Raw genomic sequence first — 13742 nt, 5'->3', positions numbered from 1 at the left:
GCGGCCATGATAGGACCAACGGCCCTCGAAGTCTCAACCCGCGTGGCCTTGTCGGGAGCGCCTGCGCCCCTCGCCCGCGTTACGTCCGCCTCCCGCGTCAGACCTGCGCCACCGCCACCCGCATGCCGGTGCCCGACAAGCAGCGGCGGATCCGGCTCTCCAGGTCCGGGGTCAGGCCCTCGACGGCGACATGGACGGTGGCGGTGTCCTCGGGGCGGATCGAGAGGCGGTAGCGCAGCCCCTCCTCCCGCATCTGCGCCAGCAGGTTCGTGCCCGCCCGGGTCATCGCCGTGATGTGCTGGTCGATCAGCTCGGGTTTCATCCGTTCGGATCTCATGCGTTCGGGCCGTTCCCCGCCGGTGCCGGCCGCGTCGTCCCTGTATCCCGGGCCGGGTTTCCGCGCAGGGCGCCGGGATGCTCGACCGGGGGGAACAGGCGGGCCAGCCCATGGGCCACGCCGAGGAGCACGGGATCGTAATCCGACCGCGTGCGGTGCCCGTCGAGATCCCGTTTCTGGTCGATGAAGGTCTTCACGCCATGCTCCCGTGCGGCATCCGGCAGAACCGCGGCCGTACGGGACAATGCCCGCGGAGCCGGTTGGTTGCCGTCTCAGCGTCGGCCGGCCCGATCCGGGCCGACGCCGAGTCCCGCATCGCCCCTCGGACCTGGCCTGTTGGCCTTGACCTCGCCCGTCCGTCTCCTCTGTAGGATCTCTGAGAGAGACGCGTCGGGAGAGACGCGTGCGATGCGAGGGAGAGGCGTGGTGGCGGATCCGCAGCCGGCACGGGACCAGCGGTTCGAGACGATCGTGGTCGGGGCCGGCGCGGTTGGGCTCGCCGCCGCCCTGGCCTTCGCCCGCGACGGCATCCGGACCGCCCTGATCGGCCGCCATGCCCCGGTCGCCGACGGGCGCACGGTGGCGCTGCTCGACGGATCGATCCGTCTCCTCGACGCCCTCGGCGCCTGGCCGGAGATCGCCCCCCACGCCGCGCCGCTGGCCGAACTGCACATCATCGACGACACCGGCAGCCTGTTCCGGCCGCCGCCGGCCCGGTTCACCGCCGCGGAGATCGGCCTCGACGCCTTCGGCTGGAACGTCGAGAGCGCGACCCTGATCGAGACCCTGCGCCGCCGGGCCCGCCACGTGCCGGGGCTGACCCTGTTCGAGAGCGATGCCGCGGGCAGCCGGAGGAGCGAGGAGGGCGCGCGCGTCACCCTGGAGGACGGGCGCAGCGTCGAGGGCCAGCTCGTCGTCGGGGCGGATGGCGGACGCTCGCCGCTGCGCGCCGCCTCCGGCCTGCTCGTGCGGGAATGGTCCTATCCCCAGGCCGCGATCACCACCCTGCTCGCCCACGAGAAGCCCCATCGCGACGTCTCGACGGAGTTCCACACCCCGCATGGGCCCTTCACCCTGGTGCCCCTGCCCGGCGGCCAGCGCTCGAGCCTCGTCTGGGTCACCGGGGAGCGGGCGGCCAAGCGCCTCTCCCGTCTCGACGACCCGGCCCTGGCCGCCGCCGTCGAGCATCAGGCGCAATCCATGCTCGGCGCCATGCGGATCGACGGGCCGCGGGGGCTGGTGCCGATGCGCGGGCTCTCCGTCGCGGCGCCGGTCGCGACGCGGCTCGCCCTGATCGGGGAGGCGGCCCATGTCTTCCCGCCCATCGGCGCCCAGGGCCTCAATCTGGGCCTGCGCGATGCGGCGGCCCTGCGCGACGCGGTGCTGGCGGCCCGGGACAACGGGCGGGATCCCGGCCTGCCCGCGGCCCTGGCCCGCTTCGCCGCCGGCCGCACCCTCGATGCGGGCCTGCGCAGCACGGCGGTGGACATGCTCAACCGCAGCCTGCTCACCCATCTCCTGCCGGTGGACGCCCTGCGCGGGATCGGGCTCGCCGCCGTGAGCGCGCTGCCGCCCCTGCGCCGCCTCGTCATGCGCGAGGGCCTGCTGCCCCAGCTCGGCGTGCCGAGCCTGATGCGCCGCCGGCAGGGCTGAGGCTCAGCGCATCGCCGCGAGGGCCCGATCGTTCGACTGGGCAGCCGGCGCGAACCCGGTCCCGTCCCGGCCGAGGGCCTCGCCATGGGCGAACAGGGCCCGCATGTAGCCCCGGTCGAAGGGGGCGGCGGAGATGTCGGGGAAGCGTCCGTCGATCTGGGCGACGCGCAGGTCGAGATTCGTGCGGGCGGCATAGGCCCGCGTCAGGGCCAGGGCCGCCCGGGTCTGCGCCTTGATCGCCGCCGACATGCTGCGCCCGAGCACGCCGAGCGTCGAGAGGCCCGCCATCTGGAATTCCGGCGTCAGCCGGTTGTGCACGATGAGATAGACCTCCCGGGCCGGCAGCGTCAGCGCCCGGTTCGTCTCGCCCGCCACCGCCTCGGCCGGGGCGAGGAAGAACGGCCCCATGGCCCCGCCATCCGCGTGCAGCTCCTCGAAGGCCTTGCCCTCGGCCGAGACGACGGGGAGGCGCACCGGCGGGAACACGCCGGGCACGGCGGTGGAGGCGAGGATGATCGCCCGGAACAGCGTCAGCGCCGCCGGCCCGCCCTCGCTCGCCAGCGCGCCCATGTCCCACAGGATCGGGCGCTCCGTGTCGATCTGCGTGGTGGCGACGAGCAGGCGCCGGCCCTTGGCATGCTCGGCGGCCACCGCCTTGAGGAGCGCGGGCGTGACCGCGGCGTCGATCCGCTCCTTGAGCGGCCAGGTATCGGTCAGCGAAACGGGCGTCGCCCCGAACTCGAACACGTCGGCCGCGGAGATCTCGGTGTAGTTCCGGCGCAGCGCGTCGTCCGCCTGGGCGCCGACGAAGGCGAAGGGCGCGATCAGGGCGCCCGTGGACACGCCGGTGATCACCCCGAATTCCGGCCGGTTGCCGGCCTGCGACCAGCCGCAGAGGAGCCCGGCCCCGAAGGCGCCGTTCTCGCCGCCGCCCGACATCACCAGCCAGGGATCGGTGGCGCGGGAAGCCCCGGCCAGCAGCGCCGCGAAGGCCTCGCTGTCGTCGCCCGCGATCCGGAACGCCTGCGGGAGGCCGGCGGGCCTGGCATGGGCGGCCTCCTCGGCCGTGAACGCGATGCGGTCCCCCTGCCTCTCGCCGCCCTCCCCGTCCGGCCGCCCGGCCGACTTGTCGAGCATCTTGCGGTGCGTGGGCTTCGCCTCGGCCGTGCCCGCCGCCAGCGTCAGAGAGAACGCACCGGCGAGCACGTGGCGCTTGGTCAATCCCGACATGGCCACAGCCTCCCCTGCCGCCGGTCCTTCGACACCGGTCGACAGTCGAACCTTCACCCACCTCGTCCGTGGAAGACGTTCGGGCGCGGATGGTTCCGGCCGGAGCCTGCGGGGAGCGGTCGGGAAGCTGGCATCCGTGCGCGACAACACCTCGGACGAGACGAAGACTGAAGAGACATGAACAATATCTCATCGACTTCTTGACGACGAGTTATTTTTCTTGGCCCCGCGCCGGGACATCGCAAGCATGCCGCGCGACGACTCGGGCAACGGGAACGTCGCGCGGACCCGCCCTCCGCCGAAAGGTCCCTTCCATCGAGGCTTTACGGGACGGCCGGCCCTGCACTAACCGGGAGGCAGCCCTTCCCGTCCCGCGACGGGCCAACGAACCGGGCCACCAAGAACAGTCTCGAGGAGCGAACACCCCATGAAACTGCCGCGCCGCTTCTTCCAGCCGCTCGCCGCCGGCGCGCCGGAACCCTTCCGCGAGCTTCCGATCAAGCTCGAGCGGATGATCCACTTCGTGCCGCCCCACAACGAGAAGGTCCGCGCCCGCGTGCCCGAACTCGCCAAGACGGTGGACGTGGTGCTCGGCAACCTGGAGGACGCGGTCCCCGCCGATCAGAAAGAGGCGGCGCGCAAGGGCTTCGTCGAGATGGCCCGCGCCACGGACTTCGCCGCCACCGGCACCGGCCTCTGGACCCGCATCAACGCCCTGAACTCCCCCTGGATTCTCGACGACCTGTTCACGATCGTCGCCGAGATCGGCTCCAAGCTCGACGTGGTGATGGTGCCGAAGGTGGAGGGCCCCTGGGACATCCACTACATCGACCAGCTGCTGGCCCAGCTCGAGGCGCGCCACGGCGTCACCAAGCCGATCCTGGTCCACGCGATCCTGGAGACGGCCGAGGGCGTGGCCAATGTCGACGCCATCGCCTCCGCCTCCCCCCGCATGCACGGCATGAGCCTCGGCCCGGCCGATCTCGCGGCCTCGCGCGGCATGAAGACCACCCGCGTCGGCGGCGGCCACCCGGATTACCGCGTCATCGCCGATCCCAAGGGCGATGCCGAGCGCGCCTCCGCCCAGCAGGACCTGTGGCACTACACCATCGCCCGGATGGTCGATGCCTGCATGGCCAACGGCATCAAGGCCTTCTACGGCCCCTTCGGCGACTTCTCCGATTCGGCCGCCTGCGAGGTCCAGTTCCGCAACGCCTTCCTGATGGGCTGTGCCGGTGCCTGGACCCTGCATCCGAGCCAGGTGGCGCTCGCCAAGACGGTCTTCGCGCCGGATCCGGCGGAGGTCGCCTTCGCCGTGCGCATCGTCGAGGCCATGCCCGACGGCACCGGTGCCGTGATGATCGACGGCAAGATGCAGGACGACGCCACCTGGAAGCAGGCCAAGGTCATCGTCGACCTCGCGAAGCTCGTCGCTGCGAAGGATCCGGAGCTCGCCAAGGTCTACAATCTGCCGTGATCGGGGCGCAGGGTCGCGGGGCATCGACGGTGACGACGGCCGCCCCCGTCCCTATCTCTCCGGGCATGACCCAGACGACCATGACAGCGACGACGATGAGAACCGCGAAGTTCGGCCTCGGTTCGGTGGTGCGCCACCGGATCTATCCGTTCCGCGGCGTCGTGTTCGACGTCGATCCGGAATTCGCCAACACCGAGGAATGGTGGCTCGCGATCCCCGAGGAGGTGCGGCCCCGCAAGGACCAGCCGTTCTACCACCTCCTCGCCGAGAACGCGGACAGCGAGTACATCGCCTATGTCTCGGAGCAGAACCTCGTGCCCGACCATTCGGGCGAGGCCCTGCGCCACCACGGCATCCCCGAGGTGTTCGAGCGGGATTCCCACGGCGGCTACCGGATGCGCGGCAGCCAGGCGAACTGACCGCAGCCGCGCGATCGAGGACGGAGGGGCGCCGCTGAGGTTCAGCGGCGCCCCTCGTCGTTCCGGGCACGGGGCGCGGCCGTGACGACAAAGAAAAAGGCGGCCGCCGTGGCCGGCGACCGCCCTGTTCCTGCGCGGGACGCGCTCGCTTACTTCGCGGCGGGAGCCGGGGTGGCGGCCGGCGCGGCACCGCCCTGCTGCGTCTCGAGCTTCTTGCGCATCTCGTCGGAGCGCTTCTCGAGCTCGGCCTGGAGCTTCTTCTGCTGCTCCTCGAGCACCTTCGGGTCGACCGCCGGGCCGTCGAAGGCCGTGCCGAAGCCGGCGAGCGGCACCGCGAACACCACCTCGCGCTGGGTCTGGTTCTGCACCGAGACGTTGAGGGTGTTGCCCTTCTTGAGGGCGGCGATGAACTCGTTGGTGACGCCGCCGGCCTCGGCGAAGCAGCCGTTCGGGAAGCAGACCGCGAAGCGGCCGCCGATCGTCTCCTTGCCGTCGATGTTGAAGCGGATGCCCGGGTTGAGCATCAGGCCCAGCGGCAGCAGGAAGCGGACGACCCGCACCTCCTGCTTCTGGGCGGCGTTCTTCATGTCGTAGACGGCGGCCGCGAGCACGGGCTGGCCGTTGTCCGACACGAAGTCGCGGGTGGTGTAGCAGACGTCGGTGCCGCTGGTGTTGTCCTTGCCGCACACCTTGGTCCAGTTGGCCTGGCTCGGCTCGGACTTCACGTTGATGATCTGCGGGCCGGCATTGGCCGGCTGCTGCGCGGCATTGGTCGCGGGCTGCTGCTGGGCCGGCGCCGGGGCGGGCTGAGCCGGGGCGGGCGCGGCGGGCTTCTTCGACTGGGCGAGGGCGGGCGAAGCGAGGCCGGCCCCGAGGCCCGCCAGGACCAGGAGAGCGGTGCTGCGCAGCGGGCGCGCGGGACGGTTTGCAGGAAACATCGGCTTCAAGACCCCTTCAGCGAAAGCGCGTTCGAACGTGAGGGCGGACGGTCGCGGGCAGGCCTTTCCGGAGGCGGCACAGCCGGCGCGTCGAATCACCGGGATCGTCGTGGACCCTGGAGCGCGGACCGATCCTGCCCGGACGATCGGGGCGCCTGCTTTCCCCTGGAATGCGGCGAAGGCATGACGCCTGCGCCCTACACTGCCGCCTGCGCCGCCTCAAGCGCCGCCCGCCGGATCGTGAACGAAATCGGAGCCCCGGCGGCCCGACTTAACGCAGCGTTAACCATGGCCGCCCATCTCTCAGCGGAGGCGCGGCCGGCGGTTCGCGCAGGAGATCGCTCAAGGTGACGGCGCATCGTCCGATCGGGGATGAGGCAGGACTAGCGGCGCAGACGCCTTCGCCGGGTCTGGCACCGCTCGCCCGCATCCGCCTCGGCCTGCTGCTCTCCGCCACCGCCCGCCGGCATCCCGACCGGGTCGCCTTCGTGGATCCCGCCGACAAGGCCGCCTGGAGCGACCGGCCGGCCATCACCTGGACCTATGCCGCCGCCGCCGAGATCGTCGAGCGCTTCGCCCGGGGCCTGCGCGCCTGGCGGCTGCCGCCCGGCAGCCGGATCGGCCTCTGCCTGCCGCCGGGCAGCGAGGGCGCCCTGGCCTTCCTCGCCGTCGAGGCGGCCGGCCACCTGCCCTGCCTGCTGCCCGTGAGCTGGGACGAGGAGAAGCTGCTCGCCGCCGCCCAGAGCGCGGGCCTCTGCGCGATCCTGACGCAGAGCCGGCTCGGTTCCCTCGCCCTCGCCCAGCGGCTCTGCGGGGTCGCCGCCCGCTATTTCGGGCTGCGCTATCTCGCCGCCTTCGGGCCCGAGGTGCCGGACGGGGTGATCAATCTCGACGCCATGGCGCTGGACGGGCGCAACCTCCCGGCCCGGACGGAGGACGCGCCGCCCCCGCTCCTCCCCTGCGGCGGTCTCGTGAGCTTCTGCGGCGGCGATCCCGAAGCGCCCTTCTACCGCTCCTCGGAGGCCCTGGTCGCGGCCACGGCGGCCCATCTCTGCGCGGCGCGGATCGCCCCCGAGGCGCGTATCCTCAGCCTGATCGGCGCGCAGGACCTGCTCGGCCTCGCCACGGGCCTCGCCGCGGCCCTCGTCTCGGGCGCGAGCCTCGAGACGCTGCCGGTCTTCGACGGACAGGGCTTCGCCCGCGCCCTCGCCCGCCCCGTCCCGACCCATCTCGTCGCCCCCGCCTTCCTGGAGCGCAATCTCGCCGGCCGCGACCTGCCCGAGAGCCTGCGCTCCGTCATCCTCGCCCGCCGGGCGCCGGCTCCGCTCGGGCAGGCGGCCCGCGCGGGCGAGGCCCTCCGGGTGTCGAGCGTGGTCGACGCCCTCGCCTTCGGCGAGACCGCCCTCCTCTCCCGGCCGCGCGGCGAGGCCGGGGATCTCGGCCTGGTGCTGGCCCGCCCGGACCGACTCGCCCTGCCGGCCAACCTGATGGCGATGCGCCGCGAGGGCGACGGGCGAATCGGTTTCCGGGGCCGGGCCTGCAACGCCGCTCCGCTGCAACGCGGAAGCGCGAATCCGGCCTCCGACGAGAATTGGCGGGCTACGCCTTATGCGCTGTCCGCCTCGGAAGGGGTGATCGCGGCGGTCGAAACCGCCCGCAACGCGGCGCCGGACGCCTCCGCCGCCGCCTGACGGCCCTCCGCCGCAGGCCCCGCGGGGAGCGCCAAGCGCCGCGCTTCAGCCCGAATTCATGAAGCCCCTGCGAGGGTTGGCTCGCGTTGCCGGAGGCGGCCGCAGGGCCGCTCCTCCCTTTGCGCCGCCCCGCGACCGCCTCCGGCGCGGAGGGCCGGCGAACCAAATCGTGGCTGTGGGGGTTATGGCAACGGTCCCTTTTCAAGGGGCCGGACATAGGGTAACGCTTGAGCTTATGGGTGCGCTGCAACAAGTGCTCGTCGTCGATGATGGCCGCAGGGCCGTCGACCATTCTCTCGCCGCCGACCTCGCGGGGCTCGGTTTCGCGAGCGTCACCGCGTCGATCGAGGCGGCCGACGATGTCCTCGCGGTGATCGCCCGGCCCGCGGCGATCCTGCTCCAGCTCTCCTCGACCGATCCGACCCGGGCGGCCCTCGCCCAGCGCCTGCGGGAGCAGATGCTGGCCGGCGGCATCCCGGTGATCGACATGGACGATGCCGGCCCCCGCGCCGGCGCGCCCGTGGACCTGAAGAGCCGGATCGGCCCCTACGTCCTCAACGAGCCCGACAAGTAATCGCGTCTCTTGACGCAGGGATGACGGGGCGGGCCGAGAGGTCCGCCTTTTTCGTTGTCCGGACGAAGGCGATGCCGATCAGGCCGCCTTCTTGCCCCCGCGGGCCGCGATCTTCACGAGGTTGCGCAGGATCTGCGTCGTCACCTTCAGGCGCTCGGGCACCGAATCGAGTTCGCGGATGAAGACGACGCTCATGTCCGGGCGCACCTTGGCGAAGGAGCCCTGCTCCACCACGAAGGCGGCGAGCCCCTGCGGGTTGGCGAAGGCGCGGTCGCGGAACTGGACGACGATGCCCTTCGGGCCCGCCTCCACCTTCTCGACATTGGCCTCCCGGCACAGGATCTTGATCGTCACGATCTTGAGGAGCTGCTCCACCTCCCCGGGCAGCGGCCCGAACCGGTCGATCAGCTCGGCGCCGAAGCTCTCGAGCTCCTGGTCGTTCTCGAGGGTCGAGAGGCGCCGGTAGAGGCCGAGGCGGACGGTGAGATCCTCCACGTAGCTCTCGGGGATCGTGACCGGCGCGCCCATGGCGATGGTCGGCGACCAGGCCTCCGCCTCCGGCTCCGCGATGCCCGCCTTGAGCGCGGTCACCGCATCCTCCAGCATCTGCTGGTAGAGCTCGTAGCCCACTTCCTTGATGTGGCCGGACTGGGCGTCGCCGAGGAGGTTGCCGGCGCCGCGGATGTCGAGGTCGTGGGAGGCGAGCTGGAAGCCCGCGCCCAGGGTGTCGAGGCTCTGGAGCACCTTGAGGCGCTGCTCGGCCTGGGCGGTGAGCTGGCGGTTGGCCGGGGTCGTGAACAGGGCGTAGGCCCGGGCCTTGGAGCGGCCGACGCGGCCGCGCAGCTGGTAGAGCGCGGCGAGACCGAACATGTCGGCCCGGTGCACGATCAGCGTGTTGGCGGTGGGGATGTCGAGGCCCGATTCGACGATGGTGGTCGAGAGCAGCACGTCGTACTTGCCCTCGTAGAAGGCGGTCATCACGTCCTCGAGCTGGCCCGCCGCCATCTGGCCGTGGGCCACGGCCACCGTGGTCTCGGGCATCTCCTGATCGAGGAAGCGCTTGACCTCGGCGAGGTCCTCGATGCGCGGCACCACGTAGAAGGACTGGCCGCCGCGATAGCGCTCCCGTAGCAGCGCCTCGCGGATCAGAAGCGGATCGAACGGCGTCACGAAGGTGCGCACCGCGAGCCGGTCCACGGGGGGCGTGGCGATGATCGAGAGCTCGCGCACCCCGGTCATGGCGAGCTGGAGCGTGCGCGGGATCGGGGTGGCGGAGAGGGTCAGCACGTGGACCTCCGCCTGGAGCGCCTTCAGCCGCTCCTTGTGGGCCACGCCGAAATGCTGCTCCTCGTCGACGATGATGAGGCCGAGATCCTTGAACGCCACGTTCTTGGCGAGCAGGGCGTGGGTGCCGACCACGATGTCGACCTTGCCCTCGGCGAGCCCGGCCCGGGTCTGGCGCTGCTCGCCGGCCGAGACGAAGCGCGAGAGCTGGGCCACGTTGACGGGCAGGCCTTTGAAGCGCTCGGCGAAGGTCCGGTAATGCTGGCGGGCGAGGAGCGTCGTCGGCACCACAACGGCGACCTGCTTGCCGGAGATCGCCGCGGCGAAGGCGGCGCGCAAAGCCACCTCGGTCTTGCCGAAGCCGACATCGCCGCAGACCAGGCGGTCCATCGGGCGGCCGGCATTGAGGTCGTCGAGCACCGCGTCGATGGCGTTGGCCTGGTCCTCGGTCTCCTGGAAGGCGAAGCGGGCGGCGAATTCCTCGTAGAGCCCCTCCGGCGCCTTGAGGGCGGGGGCGGGCTTCACGAAGCGGGCGGCGGCCACCTTGATGAGCTCGCCCGCCATCTCGAGGATGCGGCGCTTCATCTTGGCCTTGCGGGCCTGCCAGGCCCCGCCGCCGAGGCGGTCGAGGGCGACCTCGGAATCCTCCGAGCCGTAGCGGGTCAGGAGCTCGATGTTCTCCACCGGCAGCAGCAGCAGGCCGCCGGTATATTGCAGCTCCAGGCAATCGTGCGGGGCGCCCGCGGCGTGCACGGTCTTCAGGGTGACGAAGCGGCCGATGCCGTGATCGGCATGGACGACGAGGTCGCCGGGCTGGAGCGCCTGCACCTCCAGGATCACGTCCTGCGGCCGCTTCGACTTGCGCTTCTGGCGCACCAGCCGGTCGCCGAGGATGTCGCCCTCCGCGATCACCGCGAGGCGGTCGATGGTGAAGCCGGCCTCCAGGCCCCAGACCGCCACCGCCACGTCGGTGCCGCGCTTGAGCGCGTTGACCGCGGTCAGGGTGTTGATCTCGATCGGCTTCTTCAGGCCGTGATCGGTCAGCACGGCACAGAGCCGGTCGCGGGAGCCCTCGGACCAGGATCCGAGGATCACGTGATGCCCGGATCCCTGCAGCGCGCGGATATGCGCGACCGCGGCGTCGAACACGCTCGCCGCCTCGTTCGCCCGCTCCGGCGCGAAGTTGCGCCCGGCCTGGGCGCCGCAATCGATCACCGCGCGCTCGGGGGAATCCGGCTGGGCGAAGGGGGTGAGCCGGGCCACGCTCAAGGCTTCGAGCCGGCTCTTCCACTCGTTGGGCGTCAGGTAGAGGGCGCGGGGCGGCAGGGGCTTGTAGGGGGCGACCCCGGGCTGGGGCGTCTTCAGGGCGCTCTCGCGGGCCTGGAAATAGTCCTGGACCAGGGCGAAGCGCTCGGCGGCGGCATCCTCCACCTGCGCGTCGAACAGGAAGGGCACGTCGCCGAGATAGTCGAACAGGGTGTCGAGGCTCTCGTAGAACAGCGGCATCCAGTGCTCGAGGCCGGCATAGCGCCGCCCCTCGCTCACCGTCTCGTAGAGGCGGTCGTCCCGGTTGGCCGCGCCGAAGCTCGTGAGATAGCCCTGGCGGAAGCGCCGGATCGTCTCGGTGGTGAGCTGCACCTCGCTCATCGGCACGAGGTCGAGGGAGCGCAGGGAGCCCACCGTGCGCTGGGTCTCGGGATCGAAGGCGCGGATCGTCTCCAGCGTGTCGCCGAAGAAGTCGAGGCGGATCGGGTTGGGCAGGCCCGGCGGCGACAGGTCCAGGATGCCGCCGCGCACGGCGTATTCGCCGGTGTCCCGCACCGTCCCCGTGCGGAGGAAGCCGTTGGCCTCGACCCAGGCCACGACCTTGTCCATCGGCACCACGTTGCCGATCGCCGCCGAGAAGGTCTCGACCGCGACCCGGTCCCGGGGCGGCACCCGCTGCACCAGGGCGTTCACCGTGGTGCAGAGGATGCGGGGCTTCTCCTCCGAGGAGCGCGAGCGGGTCAGCCGCGAGAGCGCCGTCATGCGCTGGGCGGCGATGGCCGCGTTCGGCGAGACCCGGTCGTAGGGCTGGCAGTCCCAGGCCGGGAAGCTCATCACCTCGATCTCGGGGGCGACGAATTTCAGGGCGGTCTGGAAGGCGTTGGAGCGGCCGGAATCCCGCGCGACGTGGACCAGCACCGCCGGCCCCTCGAAGCTGCCCGACAGGGCGCGGGCGAGATCGGCGGCGACCAGGGTGTCGAAACCCTCCGGCACGCTGGCGAGCGTCGGGCTGTCCCCGCGCTTGAGCGCCTCCAGCGCCTGGGTCAGCGGCGCCGATTTCGGCAGGGCGAAGCGGGCGGTCTGCGGCTTCGGGGCGGGCTGTGGGGCTGGGGGCTTCGGCTTGGCCATCGGCAGGCGCGGCGGATCTCGTCGGCGGGGAAACGCTCGAAGGGCGCGGCGGATCACATCCGGGGCCCACGGGCGGCAAGGGATCGGGTCTTCGACGGGACGTTTAGCCGAAACCCCGCCCGTGGTCAGGGGCGAAGTCGCCATGCCGCAGGGCCGCGCCGCATGGGCCGCCTGCTCCCGCCGCGGGGCCGGCGCCCGCGGCCGACGACCGGTCTTGCAACCTGAGCATGTCGATGCCTGACCTTGCTTCTGCTTCAGCCGTGATCGGCAAGAACAGCGGCGAGTTCTGATTTATAAAAATTATAATCTATCGAATGCATGCGCGCCATGTACCGGTGATCGTTGACCGCTCCTCGCGCGCTCCTCTATCCCCGATTCTTGCTTGGCCGGCCGAAAGGGGCCGGCGACCCTGCGGCTCAACCGGCTCAACCGCGCCGGCGAGACCTGTGACCTTCCCTCGATCGCCCCGGCCCTCGCCGCCGGTTGTCCGTTCCGGTGATCCTCGAACCCCGAGTCCTGAATGACGGCGTTTCCCCGCCTGCGCAGCGTCCTGTTCCGCCTGCACTGGGCGCTCGGCCTCACCGCCGGGCTCGTCCTGGCCCTGATGGGGATCACGGGGGCGCTGCTCTCCTACGAGGAGGCGATCGGGGATTTCGTCGATGCCGACCTCGCCCTCGTCCGGGTGGAGGAGGGGCGGGTGCGGCTGACGCCCGAAGCGCTCGTCGCCCGGGCGCAGGCCGAACGGCCCGGGGCGCGGGTCGAGGCCCTGACCCTGTCCGGCGATCCCGCCGAGGCCCCCCGCCTGCGCTTCGCCCGCGGCCGGGACGGCGCCCGGCCCGCCTCGCTCTATCTCGACCCCTATGACGGCGCGGTCCGCGGCGAGGCCCGGACGGAGGCGGCCTTCGCCACCATCCGCGCCCTGCATCGCTGGCTCCTCCTGCCCGGGGACGGCCGGGGCTGGGGCCGCACGCTCACCGGCTTCTGTGCCCTGTCCCTCCTCGTCTTCCTCGGCACCGGCCTCTACCTGCGCTGGCCCAAGCTCCATCGCTGGCGGATCTGGCTGAAGCCCAGCCTGTCCCGGCCCGGCCGGGCGCGCTGGTGGTCGCTGCACGCCGTCCTCGGCACCTGGCTGGTCCCGGTCTACGCGGTCATCGCCCTCTCGGGCCTGTGGTGGTCCTACGACTGGTACCGGACGGGGGCGACCCTCCTCCTCACCGGTGCCCCGCCCGCGGCGAAGGCGGAGCGCAAGCGCGGCGCCGCCGGCCCCCTCGCCCTCGACCGGGCCTGGGCCGCCTTCATGGCCGGGCCGGGCCGGGAGGCGCGCCTGTCCGTCATCGCCCTGCCGGGGCCGGAGGCGGAGGCGATCCGCATCCGCTTCCTGACCGCCACGGGCGGCCAGGGCCAGAAGGACCGCGACGAGGCGTGCTTCAGCGCCGAGACCGGCGCCCTGCTCGCGGTGCAGCCGGCCGCCGACAAGCCCCTCGGCCGGCAGATCGCCGAGAACATGCTGGAGGTGCATCGCGGCCGCTTCTTCGGCGCCCCCGTCGCCCTGCTGTTCTGCCTCGCCGCGCTGATGATGCCGCTCTTCGCCGGGACCGGGCTGACCCTGTACTGGCTGCGCCGCGCCGCGGCCCGGCGGCGGGCGCCCCCGGCGACGCAGCCCGCCTACGCCGCAGCCGGCGGCTCTTGAGGCGCTGCGGCGCAGCCGCTACGTCAGGCACAGGGCAGAATCCTGCGGCGTGCCG

General features: G+C 72.0%; 11 protein-coding genes. 6 read left to right on the top strand and 5 right to left on the bottom strand.

The features are described 5' to 3' along the window. Nucleotides 1-97: 97 nt before the first annotated feature. Both MFF21_RS11635 and MFF21_RS11630 read right to left on the bottom strand, forming a co-directional pair. Nucleotides 98-337 carry a hypothetical protein gene (locus MFF21_RS11635; RefSeq protein WP_238311336.1) on the bottom strand — a complete coding sequence of 80 codons (240 nt, stop codon included), beginning with the start codon at nt 335-337 and terminating at the stop codon, nt 98-100. After that, entirely contained in the window at nt 334-534 is a 201-nt protein-coding gene (locus MFF21_RS11630; RefSeq protein WP_238311335.1) for a hypothetical protein, read from the bottom strand. Before MFF21_RS11630 ends, MFF21_RS11635 begins: the two co-directional genes overlap by 4 nt. Nucleotides 535-763: 229 nt before the next feature. On the opposite strand from MFF21_RS11630, the gene MFF21_RS11625 reads away from it, so the two are divergent. Next, on the top strand, nt 764-1990 hold the full coding sequence (locus tag MFF21_RS11625) for a UbiH/UbiF family hydroxylase (protein ID WP_238311334.1): 1227 nt from the start codon (nt 764-766) through the stop codon (nt 1988-1990). Nucleotides 1991-1993: 3 nt separating this feature from the next. On the opposite strand, the gene MFF21_RS11620 is transcribed toward MFF21_RS11625, so the two are convergent. After that, nucleotides 1994-3220, bottom strand: a complete 1227-nt coding sequence (locus MFF21_RS11620) for a patatin-like phospholipase family protein (RefSeq protein WP_238311333.1) — start codon at nt 3218-3220, stop codon at nt 1994-1996. Nucleotides 3221-3647: 427 nt separating this feature from the next. Here MFF21_RS11620 and MFF21_RS11615 point away from each other — a divergent pair, with 427 nt between their 5' ends. Beyond that, nucleotides 3648-4697: an HpcH/HpaI aldolase/citrate lyase family protein gene (locus MFF21_RS11615; RefSeq protein WP_238311332.1), complete on the top strand. Its 1050-nt coding sequence runs from the start codon at nt 3648-3650 to the stop codon at nt 4695-4697. Between the two features lie 80 nt (nt 4698-4777). Beyond that, entirely contained in the window at nt 4778-5116 is a 339-nt protein-coding gene (hspQ, locus tag MFF21_RS11610; protein WP_238311331.1) for a heat shock protein HspQ, read from the top strand. A gap of 149 nt (nt 5117-5265) precedes the next feature. Here the strand turns inward: hspQ and MFF21_RS11605 are convergent, their stop codons facing one another. Further along, a complete protein-coding gene (locus tag MFF21_RS11605) occupies nt 5266-6054 on the bottom strand; it encodes an invasion associated locus B family protein (RefSeq protein ID WP_238311330.1) in 789 nt (262 codons plus the stop codon). A 347-nt stretch (nt 6055-6401) separates the two neighbouring features. Here MFF21_RS11605 and MFF21_RS11600 point away from each other — a divergent pair, with 347 nt between their 5' ends. Both MFF21_RS11600 and MFF21_RS11595 read left to right on the top strand, forming a co-directional pair. Beyond that, entirely contained in the window at nt 6402-7745 is a 1344-nt protein-coding gene (locus MFF21_RS11600) for an AMP-binding protein (RefSeq protein WP_238311329.1), read from the top strand. Between the two features lie 235 nt (nt 7746-7980). Further along, the gene (locus MFF21_RS11595) at nt 7981-8319 is read left to right on the top strand and encodes a hypothetical protein (protein ID WP_238311328.1); all 339 of its coding nucleotides are present in this window, start codon (nt 7981-7983) and stop codon (nt 8317-8319) included. 78 nt (nt 8320-8397) lie between these two features. Here the strand turns inward: MFF21_RS11595 and mfd are convergent, their stop codons facing one another. Then, entirely contained in the window at nt 8398-11997 is a 3600-nt protein-coding gene (mfd, locus tag MFF21_RS11590) for a transcription-repair coupling factor (protein ID WP_238311327.1), read from the bottom strand. Between the two features lie 520 nt (nt 11998-12517). Between mfd and MFF21_RS11585 the strand changes: the two genes are divergently transcribed. Next, entirely contained in the window at nt 12518-13687 is a 1170-nt protein-coding gene (locus MFF21_RS11585) for a PepSY-associated TM helix domain-containing protein (protein WP_238311326.1), read from the top strand. Nucleotides 13688-13742 lie beyond the last annotated feature (55 nt).

The sequence above is a fragment of the Methylobacterium organophilum genome, assembly GCF_022179465.1.
GTDB classification, from domain to species: domain Bacteria; phylum Pseudomonadota; class Alphaproteobacteria; order Rhizobiales; family Beijerinckiaceae; genus Methylobacterium; species Methylobacterium organophilum.
Note: the sequence above shows the minus strand (reverse complement) of the source record. Positions and strands in the feature narration are given on the sequence as shown.